The sequence below is a fragment of the Pseudonocardia sp. genome (assembly GCF_050250275.1).
Classification (GTDB): Bacteria; Actinomycetota; Actinomycetes; order Mycobacteriales; family Pseudonocardiaceae; genus Pseudonocardia.
Window position 1 is genome coordinate 165,602 of the sequence record NZ_JBFWOY010000008.1, and the last position, 12,082, is coordinate 177,683.

Annotated in this window: 11 protein-coding genes; 10 read left to right on the plus strand and 1 reads right to left on the minus strand. The window is 73.7% G+C overall.

Translation table 11 applies throughout. From position 1 onward, the window contains the following. Positions 1–36 precede the first annotated feature (36 nt). Genes AB7F12_RS10410 through AB7F12_RS10425 form a run of 4 tightly spaced genes read left to right on the plus strand, consistent with a single transcriptional unit; the run spans position 37 to position 4,620 of the window. Entirely contained in the window at positions 37–1,602 is a 1,566-nt protein-coding gene (locus AB7F12_RS10410; RefSeq protein WP_428517079.1) for an AMP-binding protein, read from the plus strand. Further along, positions 1,602–2,249 (plus strand): histidine phosphatase family protein, encoded by a 648-nt coding sequence (locus AB7F12_RS10415; RefSeq protein WP_428499775.1) that lies wholly within the window; start codon positions 1,602–1,604, stop codon positions 2,247–2,249. Before AB7F12_RS10410 ends, AB7F12_RS10415 begins: the two co-directional genes overlap by 1 nt. A 40-nt stretch (positions 2,250–2,289) precedes the next feature. Beyond that, entirely contained in the window at positions 2,290–2,931 is a 642-nt protein-coding gene (locus tag AB7F12_RS10420; protein ID WP_428499774.1) for a MarR family transcriptional regulator, read from the plus strand. Positions 2,932–2,934: 3 nt separating this feature from the next. Continuing rightward, positions 2,935–4,620 (plus strand): pyruvate, phosphate dikinase, encoded by a 1,686-nt coding sequence (locus AB7F12_RS10425; RefSeq protein WP_428499773.1) that lies wholly within the window; start codon positions 2,935–2,937, stop codon positions 4,618–4,620. Here the strand turns inward: AB7F12_RS10425 and AB7F12_RS10430 are convergent. Then, the gene (locus AB7F12_RS10430) at positions 4,569–5,420 is read right to left on the minus strand and encodes a TetR family transcriptional regulator (RefSeq protein WP_428499772.1); all 852 of its coding nucleotides are present in this window, start codon (positions 5,418–5,420) and stop codon (positions 4,569–4,571) included. The genes AB7F12_RS10425 and AB7F12_RS10430 overlap by 52 nt on opposite strands. Before the next feature lie 249 nt (positions 5,421–5,669). Between AB7F12_RS10430 and AB7F12_RS10435 the strand changes: the two genes are divergently transcribed. The 6 genes from AB7F12_RS10435 to sodN form a co-directional block, all read left to right on the plus strand. Continuing rightward, positions 5,670–6,119, plus strand: coding sequence for an RrF2 family transcriptional regulator (locus AB7F12_RS10435; protein ID WP_428499771.1), 450 nt, complete (start codon positions 5,670–5,672; stop codon positions 6,117–6,119). 58 nt (positions 6,120–6,177) lie between these two features. Next, positions 6,178–7,467 (plus strand): acyl-CoA dehydrogenase family protein, encoded by a 1,290-nt coding sequence (locus tag AB7F12_RS10440; RefSeq protein ID WP_428499770.1) that lies wholly within the window; start codon positions 6,178–6,180, stop codon positions 7,465–7,467. 949 nt (positions 7,468–8,416) lie between these two features. Then, complete coding sequence (locus tag AB7F12_RS10445) at positions 8,417–9,781, plus strand: LytTR family transcriptional regulator DNA-binding domain-containing protein (protein ID WP_428499769.1); 1,365 nt, start codon at positions 8,417–8,419, stop codon at positions 9,779–9,781. Between the two features lie 393 nt (positions 9,782–10,174). Beyond that, positions 10,175–11,491, plus strand: coding sequence for an acyl-CoA dehydrogenase family protein (locus tag AB7F12_RS10450; protein ID WP_428499768.1), 1,317 nt, complete (start codon positions 10,175–10,177; stop codon positions 11,489–11,491). Between the two features lie 96 nt (positions 11,492–11,587). Continuing rightward, positions 11,588–11,830: a hexameric tyrosine-coordinated heme protein gene (locus tag AB7F12_RS10455; RefSeq protein WP_428499767.1), complete on the plus strand. Its 243-nt coding sequence runs from the start codon at positions 11,588–11,590 to the stop codon at positions 11,828–11,830. Between the two features lie 11 nt (positions 11,831–11,841). Beyond that, positions 11,842–12,082 (plus strand): superoxide dismutase, Ni (gene sodN, locus AB7F12_RS10460; protein ID WP_428517908.1); only part of this gene is annotated, 241 nt, incomplete at its 3' end.

A 12,082-nucleotide genomic window follows, 5' to 3' on the forward strand; every position in this document is an offset into this window, starting at 1 on the left:
TGACCCGAACCCCCCGACCCGACCACCGGAGGTGGCGTGTACCCCGGCACCGTGGCCGAGCTGGCTCCCCAGCGCCCGGCGATGATCGAGGCCACCCGCGGTGAGGTCCGCACCTACGCCGACCTCGACGACCGCAGCGCCCGGCTCGCGACGTTGCTGCGTGCCCGCGGCGTCGACCCGGGCGAGACGGTCCTGGTCGTGCTGGGCAACGACGTGCGCTGGGGCGAGATCACCTGGGCGTGCTGGCGTAGTGGCCTCTACCTGGGTGCGGCCAACCGGCACCTCACCGGTCCCGAGCTCGTGCCGATCCTGCAGGACGCGGACCCGCGCGTGATCGTCACGTCGACCGATCTGCTGGTGGGGCTGCGCAGCGCCGCCCGCGACGCGGGCCTGCCCGACACCGTGCTGTGGCTGGTGACCGACGACGGGTACGACGAGGCGCTGGCCGCCACCCCGCGCGATCGCGGGCTCGTCGAGACCGCGGGTGGACGGCTGCTGTTCAGCTCCGGCACGACGGGCCGGCCCAAGCCGTTCCGGGTCCCGCCCAGCGACGTGCACCCCGCGCAGGTGCCGGTCCGCTCCGCCGGGCTGATGCGCTCGCTGGAGTTCGACGACACCGGCAATGTCCTGCTCGTCCCCGGCCCCGCCTACCACGCCGGCCCGCTGGGCTTCCTGCAGTCGCTGCACCAGCTCGGCGGGACCGTCGTCCTGATGGAGCGGTTCGACCCGGAGGCGGCGCTCGCCGCGATCGAGCAGTACCGGGTCACCCACAGCCAGTGGGTGCCGACGATGTTCGTGCGGCTGCTGCGGCTGCCCGCCGAGGTGCGCGCCCGGTACGACCTGTCGTCGCACCGCGTCGCCGTGCACGCCGCCGCCCCGTGCCCGCCCGCGGTCAAGCGCGCGATGCTCGACTGGTGGGGCCCCATCGTCCACGAGTACTACGGCGCCAGCGAGGGCTACGGGCGCACCACGATCGGGCCGCACGAGTGGCTCGCCCACCCGGGTTCGGTCGGGCGCCCGGTCGGGTCGACCGTCCACATCGCCGACGACGCGGGGCGGCTGCTCCCGGCGGGGGAGGTCGGCACGGTGTGGTTCGCGAAACCGGGCGCGGCGGTCCCGGTGCGCGCCGCCGACGGATCGGCCGACCTCGCCGCCACCCCCGGCTGGGGCGCGGTCGGCGACCTCGGCCGCCTCGACGACGACGGCTACCTCCACCTCACCGGCCGCCGCGGGCAGACGATCATCACCGGCGGCGTCAACGTCTACCCGCGCGAGGTCGAGGACGTGCTGGTCACCCACCCGGCGGTGGCCGACGTCGCCGTCCTCGGCGTCCCCGATCCGGAGTTCGGCGAGCAGGTGAAGGCCGTCGTCGTCGCCGAGGACCCGGCGGCCGCGGGGCCTGCGCTCGCCGACGAGCTCGTCACGTTCTGCCGGGAGCGGCTGGCGGGGTTCAAGTGCCCGCGCTCGGTCGATCTCGTGGATGCGCTCCCCCGCAGCGACGCCGGGAAGATCCGGCTCCAGACCCTCCGCGAGCGCTACCGGCCTGCGGAGCCGGAGCCGGGGAGCACCGCATCCCGACCCCCGCGCGATCGGACGACGTGATGGACCTCCTGCTCATCCGGCACGGTCAGCCGCGCCGCCAGCACGCGGCCGACGGCGACGGCGCCGACCCGCACCTGACCCCGCGGGGCCGCGCCGACGCCGACCGGCTCGCCGCCTACCTGGCCGCGCAGCCGGCCACGGCACCCGCCGTCGTCTACAGCAGCCCGATGCGCCGCGCCCGCCAGACCGCGGCGGCCATCACGGCACGCCTCGTCGTCCCGCTGCACGTCGACGACCGGTTGCGCGAGTTCGACCACGGCGCGCCGAGCTACGTGCCGCTCGAGCTCACGGAGTCCGGCGAGTCGCAGGCCGCGCTGTGGCGGGCGCTGGAGACCGGCGTGTGGGGTGCGCACACCTTCGACCCGGACGCGTTCGCCCACCGGGTCGACGCGGTGTTCGACGAGATCATCGACGGGCACCGGTCGACGACGGTGGCGGTGGTCTGCCACGGTGGTGTGATCAACTCGTTCCTCGGGCGGGTGCTGGGCAGGCCGCGCGGCATGTTCTTCCAGCCGGAGTACACGTCGGTGTGCCGGGTCGTCGCGTCCGCGCGCGGTCGCCGGCTGCTGACCCTGAACGAGACGACCCACCTGCAGCTCGCCGCGGCGGGCGAGCCGGACCCCGTCGGCGACGGCGGGCACGGCTGATGCGCGACACCTTCACGTCCCGACGAACGAGGAGCCGACGGTGACCACCGACGACACGACCACGGCGACCGACTCCCGGCTGCGGGTGCTGCACGCGCTGCGCCTCATGGGGTTCGCGGCGCCCGACCGCGTCGGGGGCGCGACCGGGCTCGACGGGGCCACCGTGACCGCGACGCTGGCCGCCGCGGCCGTCGACGGGCACGCCGCCGAACGCAGCGGGCGGATCAGTGGGTGGATGCTCACCCCCGAGGGGCGTTCCGCGCACGCCGCGCTGCTGGCCGACGAGCTGGCCCGCCACGACGCGCGCGCCGCCGTCGAGGCGGCCGACTCCGCGTTCCTGCGGCTCAACGAGCCGTTCAAGGCGCTGTGCGCGCGCTGGCAGCTGCGTCCCGACGGCGGCGTCAACGACCACTCCGACGCCGCGTACGACGATGCGGTCGTCGCCGACCTGGCCCCCGTCCACGAGCAGGTCGTCGCCCTGACCGACCGGCTCGCCGCGACGCTGCCACGGTTCGGGCGCTACCCGCGCGCGTTCGCCGCCGCACGCGACCGGCTCGTCGCCGGCGACCGGAAGGCGTTCGCCTCGCCGCTGTCGGAGAGCTATCACGACGTCTGGATGGAGCTGCACCAGGACCTGCTGAGCACGCTCGGTCGCGAGCGTTCCACGGCCGACGGGCACTGAGCCGTGGTCACCGACGGGGCCGTCCGGGCCGCCGACAACGTGTTCGCCTTCGACCACCCGCACTCCGTCACGCCCCGCGAGCTCGCCGGGCTCCTCGGTGGGAAAGGTGCCGGGCTGGCCGAGATGACGTCGGTGCTCGGGCTGCCCGTGCCGCCGGGGTTCACCGTCGGCCTGCCGGTGTGCCTGGCCTACCGCCGCGACGGCTGGCCCGCCGACCTCGACGACGCCCTCGCCACGCACGTGGCCGCGCTGGAGGCGCGGATCGGCAGGCGGCTGGGCGATCCGGCCGATCCGCTGCTGGTCGCGGTACGCAGCGGGGCTCCGCGTTCCATGCCCGGCATGCTCGACACCGTCCTCAACCTCGGGTTGACCGACGCGACCGTCGACGGGCTGAGCGCGGTGTCCGGCGATGCCGTGTTCGCCTGGGACAGCTACCGCCGTTTTCTCGCGATGTACGCGACGACCGTGCTGGGCGTCCCCCCGGACGCGCTCCCGGCCGGACCGGCGCCGACCGACGAGGCCGGTCTGCGGGGCCGGGTCGCCGACCTCAAGGCACGGATCGCCGCTGCCGGCGCGGAGGTACCGCAGGACCCGGCCGCGCAGCTGCGCGGTGCCGTCGAGGCCGTCTTCCGCAGCTGGGACAGCCCGCGGGCCCGCACCTACCGCGCGCACGAGGGCATCGCCGACGACCTCGGCACAGCGGTCAACGTGCAGGCGATGGTCTTCGGCAACCGCGACGACCGGTCCGGTACGGGCGTCGTGTTCACCCGGGACCCGGCGACCGGGGAGAACCGTGCCTACGGCGACTTCCTGCCGCGCGCCCAGGGCGAGGACGTCGTCGCCGGCACGGCCCGCACCCTGACCCTCGACGACATGGCGGCCCGGCTGCCCGCGGCGCACCGCGAGCTGACGGAGCGGCTCGGCGTCCTCGAGCGGCACTACCGGGACATGTGCGACGTCGAGTTCACGGTCGAGTCGGGGACACTGTTCATCCTGCAGACCCGCGTCGGCAAGCGGGGCGCGGTCGCGGCGGTGCGGCTGGCCGCCGAGATGGCGGCCGACCCGGCGATCGCCCTCACCCCGGCCGAGGCGCGCGCCCGCCTGGACGACACCACGATCGAACGCGCCCGCGCCGAGATCGTCGCCGCCGCCCGGCAGGGTGTCGCGGCGGCGGCGCTCACTCGGGGGCTGGGTGCGTCACCGGGGCGGGTCAGCGGCGCGGTCGCCCTCGACGCCGACGCCGCGGCGGACGCCGAGGGGCCGGTCGTGCTGGTGCGGCCCGAGACGAGCCCCGAGGACGTGCACGGGATGGCGGTGTCGGTGGGCATCCTGACCAGCACCGGTGGGCTGGTCAGCCACGCGGCGGTCGTCGCCCGCGGCTGGGGTGTCCCGGCCGTGGTCGGGGCGGGCGAGCTCGTCGTCGGCGCCGCCGACGTGCGGGACCGGTCGGGCGCGGTGCTGTTCGCGGCGGGCGACTCGATCACGATCGACGGGACGACTGGCGAGGTGTGGCGCGGCGAGATCGCCCACGACGGCGACCCCGGCCCCACGGCCGACCCCACCTCCGCACTGACCGACGACGAGATCGTCGCGCGTGATCTCCCTGCGCTCGCCGCGCTGACGGCCGCGGGCGGGGGTCAGCCGGCCGCGCGGACGTCCTCCAGCATGTCGAGAGCGAACCCGACATAGCGGCGGGCGATCTGCTCGGGCGTCGACGGGCCGCCCGGGCGGTACCAGTCGGTGACGGCCGTGCACATCGTGACGACGGCCCGTGACGCCTCGTGCGCGTGGTCGGGGCGGAACGCCCCGGCCGACACGGCGGCATCGACCTCCGCGTCGACCATGCGCTGCAGCCGGGTCCGCAGGTCCGCGACCCGGCGCCGGTTGGCCTCGGTGAAGCTGCGCATCTCGGTGTTGCCGACGAACGCCAGCTCGGCCCGATGGCTGTGGTAGAGGGCGAGGTTCTCCACGAGCAGGCAGAACCGGTCGACGGGGTCGCGGCCCTCGGCCCGGGCGGCGTCGGCCCGCCCACCCAGGTCGGCCATGGTGACCTCGACGAGCGCGAGCAGGATCTGCTGCTTGCCGGCGAAGTGGTGGTAGAGCCCGCTGACCGAGAGACCGCAGCGGTGCGCGATCCGCCGCATGGTCGCCCCGTGGTAGCCGACCGCGAGGAACTCGGCCCGGGCCGCGTCGAGCACGGGGTCGAGGTCGAGTGGGTCGTAGCGCCGCCAGTCGGCCGGGGGTCGCTCCGACGACTCCTCGACGGGGCGTGGGACGCGGCCGTCGAGGAGGTCGGCGACCGGCATGTCGAGAGCGGCCGCGATCAGACCGAGCCGGTCGACGGTCAACCGGGTGCGGCCGTGCTCGATCTGGCTGAGCGTCGCGGGGCTGACCCCGATCCGCGCCGCCAGCCGGCGCAGCCCGGCGCCCCGGGCGAGCCGGGCAGCCCGGACGGACGCGCCCACGCGCTGCGCGTCGTCCACCGCCATGGGTTCACGCTATCCGAACGCAGGGGACGCGCAGGTCGTCGTCGACGACGAGCCGCGACGGTGTGGGCCGGTGCGCCGATCCGGGCGGGTGCGGCCACCGCACCCGGGGCCGGGCCCGGACGTGTGGCGCGGCGCGGCGCCGGGGCAGCGCTTCCCTAACCCCGCCATCTGAAGTAGCGTCCGCGCCACCAATTTTGCGGAGAGCAACGCACCGGCTCCCGCCATCCCGTGAGATCGAGACGAGCACCGATGCGTCACACCCAGCACGCCGACTACGCGCTTCGTGTGCTCATGTACCTGCGTGTCGCGCCGCAGCGCCGCGGCTCCATCGCCGACATCGCGTCCGCGCACAAGATCTCCCGTACCCACCTGGACAAGGTCGTCCGCCGGATGGCCGCCGCCGACCTGGTGCAGACCACCCGGGGCCGCGGCGGGGGGGTCCAGCTCGTGCGTGACTCCTCGACCATCACCGTGGGCGACGTCATCCGCGCGATGGAGGACGACTTCGCGGTCGTGGAGTGCCTCGGCGCGGCCCGTTTCTGCCAGGTCGCGGGGGTGTGCGGCGCCCGGAACGTGTTCGCGCGTGCGGTCGGCTCCTACTTCGCCGAGCTCGACCGCGCGAGCATCGACGACATCGCGGCCAACGACGACGGCCTTCGCGGGGCGCTGGAGTTCCGCAACCGCTCGGCCGAGACCTAGCCCCGGCGCGGCCGGAGGTCGCACCGCGCACCGGTCCGACGACGGAGGGAGGATGCAGATGGCGATCGACTTCGCGCTGACGCCGCGGCAGCGGACGCTCAAGTACGAGGTCCGGGAGTTCGCCCGCGAGATCGTGCGCCCGGCAGCCGAGCGCGCCGACGCGCTCGCCGACCCGCAGGCGTCCTTCGCGGCGATGAAGCCGGCCTTCGCCCACGCGCACCGGATGGGGCTGACCACGGGGTTCCTGCCCGCCAAGTACGGCGGCGGCGGCGCGTCGAACATCGAGCTGCTCCTGGCCAGCGAGGAGCTCGCCGCCGTCGACGCAGGGTTCGCGACGACGCTGCTGATCAACGGCCTGGCCCTGCTCCCGTTGGCGTGGTTCGGCCCGGAGGAGCTGTGCGAGCGGTGGATCGGCGCCGCGACCGCACCGGAGCGGACCGACTTCCTCGCGGGCTGGGTCGTCAGCGAGCGCGGCGGGACCGCCAACTTCGACCATCCCGACCCGGGGGCCGGCATCCAGCTGTTCGCCGAGCACGACCGGGGCGCCGGCGAGTACGTCATCAACGGTGAGAAGCACTGGCCGGGCAACGCGGGTGGCTGGGACCTCCAGGGCGCCGACGTCAACGTCTGCGTCGTCCGTACCGACCGCCGGCGTGGCGGCCTCGACTGCCTGTCGGTGGTCGCCGTGGAGCGCGGGGCCGCGGGCGTCGACTACCGGGTCATCGACAAGATCGGTCATCGGACGTGTCAGAACGTGACGATGACCTTCCGCGACGTCCGGGTCCCGGAGCAGCACGTGTTCGCCCACGGCGACGGCGACCTGGTGATCAACCGGGCCTTCACGTGGTCGGGTCCTGTGGCGGCGATCGCGGCGATCGGCGTGGCCCGCGCGGCGTACGACTTCGCGCTCAAGTGGGCTCGGACGTACACCGGCGGCGGGTCCTCGCCGATCATCGCCCATCAGGCCGTCGGGCACCTGCTCGCCGACGTCGCTGCACGGATCGAGGCCGGCCGCTACATGTGCTGGAAGACGGCGCACTACCTCGACACGCACGAGGACTCCGGCCACGCGCTCGGCGCGATGAACAAGGTCTACTGCACGGACCTCATGCACGAGGTGGTCACCGACTGCATGCGGATCGTGGGCGTCAACGCGCTCGACAAGAAGTTCGGCATGGAGAAGCTCTACCGCGACGCGATCGCCTTCCCGCTCTACGACGCCGGCAACGTCGGAATGCAGCGCCGTCGCGCCTGGGGTGTCATGGCCGACCCCGGCTTCACCCCCGACCTCATCGCCGACGGTGACGCCATCGGCTTCAGCCGGTCGATGGAGGGATACGGGCTCTGAGGCAGGTCCGGCGCGGCGGCGACGGTCCCCGGCACGTGCCCCCGCGCGCTGGGCGGTGAGCCGGCGCCCGACCGGTCCTGCGTGGGGACGTCGGTGCGGGCGGGGCTCGGTCACGGGGGACCCGCGACCGGCCGGTTTCCCGCAATCCGGAACGCGGCGCACCGATTAGGCGTCGAGCCGGGAAGACCCCTCCCCGGCGGTGTCGCCGACGGCGGGGCCCACCCGTGGAACGCCGGGCTTCCGCGTGCCGGACGGTCTGCCCCGACGGTGGCACGGGCGCGGCTCGCGCGCTCGCGAACCGCGACCGTGGTGATGAGCTGCGACGATGCCCGTCGCGGCCCGCTCGGGAGAACCGGCCGGTGGTCGTGCGGCGGAAGGCGGACGCGCGCGGCGGTCGCCCGACCGCCGTGCCGCAACCGCGGCGGGAGCCCTCGCGACGCGGGTCCGGCGCACGCGGGCGGCGCACACCGGCAGGCGGTCCGCCCGGCGAGCCCTCACGGCATGGGCCGACCGGAGCGACATCTGCGCTGGTCAGCGGCGTCCTTGCTCGACAACGCGATCCAAAGTAGCATCCCGGACACCGATTCACCGCTGCCTGTTCACCGACTCCGATCCTCACCGCCGAGATCGAGACGAGCGCCGATGCGTCCTCCACAGCACGCTGACCACGCGCTGCGTGTCGCGACGTACCAGCGCGGGGAACCCCGGGACCGGGACCCGCTCGGCGACCCCGCGACGGCTCGTCGGTTCCGGCGGCACCACCCGGCCGAGGCCGGCGCCCCACCACGGATCGGGCCGTCGACGACGGCGCCGTGAGGCGGGGAGGCCCGTGCGGGTGTCGGGCCGGCGGGCACCCCGGCCGACCGTCCGGAACGCGACCAGCCGGGGAGCCGGCGCGATGCAGAGGAGCATTGCAGTGCAGACAACCACGGTGCCGAAGAGACGTCCGGTGGCTCGGCGACGCACGCAGACCTGCGCCGGCCCGGCCGGGGTCGTCCCGCCCGACCGGCGAGCGGGCACCCTCAGCGCGTGGGAAGCGTTCGTCGGCGGTGACGACGAGGCAGCCGGTGCCGTCGTACCCCGCCACATCCTGAGCTCCTGGCGCCGATGTCGTGACGTCTACGACCTCGACCCCCTCCGCCCCCTGGCGCCGGCCGCCAGCTCGCCCCGTTCGCCCCGGTACCGCGGCCTGTACGCCCACCTCGGTGCAATCACCTCGGCCGTCGCCCGTGAGGTCGGGGACTGCATCGCGACCGTGAGCGACGGTCACGGCCAGGTCATCGCCGTCTGGACCGATGCCCGGCTCCGCCGGGAGGTCGACGACAGCAACCTCGATCCGCAGTTCTGCTGGTCCGAGGACGTCGCCGGAACCAACGGCACGGGCATGGCGCTGCTCGGCCGGGGTGTCGTCGCGGTGCGGGGTCCGGAGCATTGGCGCGCAGAGATGCACGACTGGAACTGTGTCGGTGCGGCGCTCACCGATCCCGTCCTCGGGGAACCGGTGGCGTCGATCAACATCTCGAGCCGGTGCGAGGAGACCGTCACCGCCCTCGCCCGACGCCTGGGTGAGGAGCTCGCCGAACCCCGCCGGCACCTCGCGCGACAGGCCGCGCGCGATGCGGCGGCCGTGGGCCGGGCCTGCGCACGCGAGACGCTCAGAGGGGCGGGAGCCGTCGTCGGGCTCGATCTCGCAGGCGGCGTCCTCGCCGGCGGGAACGGGCGCCGGCGCGGGCCCGGCACGGCCCCGGAGCCGCATCCGACGTTGCGCGCGGTCGCGCGCACCGGACTGGCCGAGGTGGCGGCCAACCCGGAGTGGCGCACCACCTTCGCCCCGGGGCCGCCGCTCGCCCACGCCGACGAGCTGTTCGAGATGCGGCTGGTCGAGGGCCCCGACGGGCCTGCCGGCTGGCTGCTGGTCGAGACCGACCATCCCGGCGAGCCGCCGGCCCCCGGCGGCCGTGGCCGCGCCGCCGACCGCACCGAACGCGTGCCGGCCGAGGGCGATCGGTACGTGCTGCTCCTCGAGCCGCACGAGATCCGCTTCGCGGAGGCCCAGGGTCACACCGTCTGGCTCGTCACCGACCGCGGCAGGCTGCGGGCCATGATCCGCGGGATCGACAACATGGAGCGCCGGCTGGCCGAGCACGGGTTCCTCCGCGTCCATCGCAGCTTCCTCGTCAATCCGGACAGGGTGCAGCGGATCGACCAGAAGGGGAACGGCGTGATCGCGCTGAGCACCGACCCCGCCCGGCCCGAGGACATCCCGGTCTCCCGGCGGAGCATGCAGACCGTCAGACAGGTCCTCGGTCTGTGAGCGGCGGTTCGGCGTGCCGGTCGGTCGACGGTTCCGGCGGTCGCAGCGTGCGGGTTCACGAGGTGGATTTCCGCAGCGGTCCAGGCCCTCACGTGCCTGCGATCACTCCGTGGATCGACCACGAGGGTCGGCTGGGTCGGCGCCACGGTTCGCCGGCGTCCGCGGGGCCCGTTCACATGCCCCCGGGTCCGTCATTCGTGACACCACGCCGCTGTCCGTTGTCACGACCTTCCGCCGTTCGGCCGCCGTTGACATGCTGGCCGCGTGCTCGGGCCGCTCGGCACCCCGTCCCGGCACACCCCGTCCGGCGCGGGCCGTCGCGTCCGCCCGCAGCGACACCCGCCGTCCCGGTGCAGGTCCCCGGTCGAGTATCCCAACGAGAGGTTTCCGACAATGGCGTTCGATTTCACTCTCACAGCTGACCAGCAGAAGCTCCAGAACACCGCTCGGGAGTTCGCGCAGGAGGTCCTTGCGCCGATCACCCGAACGGTCGATGAGGAGCCCGACCCCTTGCGTGCGTTCCAGCTGATGAAGCCCGCGTACGCCGAGGCGGTCGAGCGCGGCATCGCGTACAGCATGCTGCCCGAGGAGTACGGGGGCGGCGGTCTGTCGAACGTCGACTTCCTCGTCGCCGCGGAGGAGATCCAGGCGGTCGATCCCGGGTTCGGCACCACCGTCCTCGTCAACGGCCTCGGCCTGATGCCGGTCTGGTACTACGGGACCGAGGACCAGAAGCAGCGGTTCATCAGCCGCGCGACCGCCGACACCTCCGGCGAGTTCATCGTCGGCTACGCCGCGAGCGAACCTCCGGGCTCCCCGGGCGGCACCGCGAACTTCGACGCCCCCGCGGCGGGAGGCGCCGGCATGGCCGTGACCGCGGTCCGCGACGGGGACGACTACGTCATCAACGGACGCAAGTACTGGCCCTGCAACGTGGCGGGCTGGGACGGCCAGGGCGCCGACCTCAACCTCGTCGTCGTGCGTACGGACTCGGCCGCCGACGGGACCTCGGGGCTGTCGGCCATCATCGTCGAGCGCGGCACGCCGGGGGTCACCTACAACCTGATCAGCACGGTCGGCCAGCGCAGCGCGCAGAACTCGGAGATCATCTTCGACAACGCCCGCGTCCCGGCCGCGAACCTCATCGAGGGGACCGCCGGCAACGGCGACCTCCTCATCAACCGCAACTTCGCGTGGTCCGGCCCGGTCGCGGGGATCGGCGCCGTCGGGATCGCCAGAGCCGCCTACGAGGCCGCCCTCGACTTCGCCAAGACCTACACCGCGGGCGGGGCGTCGCCGATCATCAACTTCCAGTACCCCGGGTACGTCCTCGGCGACGTCGCGGCCAAGATCGAAGCCGCCCGGGCGTTCTGCTACAAGACCGCGCACTACATCGACACCCACGACTACCACGGCGAGATGATCGGGGCGATGTCGAAGGTCTTCAGCACCGAGCTGATGTTCGACTGCGTCTACAAGTGCATGCAGGTCGTCGGTGTCAACTCGCTGGACCGCAAGCACGACTTCGGCCGGCTGCTGCGTGAGGCCGCGGTCTTCCCGCTCTACGACGCGGGCAACTTCGGGATGCAGCGCCGCCGCGTCCACGGGGTGATGGCCGACCCGTCGTTCGACCCGCGGACGGTGATGGACCACAAGTTCCAGCCCTTCACCAAGGAGATGGAGGGCATCGGCACGGCTCAGGGGCGCTGACCCGACCGCCGCCCCACCGGACGGGCCCGTCGCCCCTCGACGGGCCCGTCCCACCCCCGACCAGCAGCCCCCCACCACCGTGAGGACGAGGATCCCGTGGAACTGATACCGGGTGGGTCCCTGCAGACCGCCACCGCGCAGCAAGGCCGTGAGCTGGCGATGAAGATGGCCCGGCTCGTGATCAAGGCGACGCAGCCCGACGCGGAGGTCCGGGACCGGCTCCGCGCCGCCTACGCCGACGACGCCGCCACCCTGCTCCAGGTCGCCCACATCGTTGCCGTCGAGTTCGCCACGATCGCCGCCGCGAACGACCACTGGCGCCACACCGAAGATCAGTGAGGTATCCGGACATGAGAATCCTGCCCAGGCCGACCCTCGTCGCGACGGCGCACTGCGACCTCCCCTGCGGCGTCTACGACCCCGCCCAGGCCCGGATCGAGGCCGAGTCGGTCAAGGCGATCCAAGAGAAGTACCAGGGCAACGACGACGTCGACTTCCGCGCCCGCGCCGTCGAGATCAAGGAGCAGCGCTCCGACCTCGTCAAGCACCACCTGTGGGTGCTGTGGACCGACTACTTCAAGCCCCCGCACT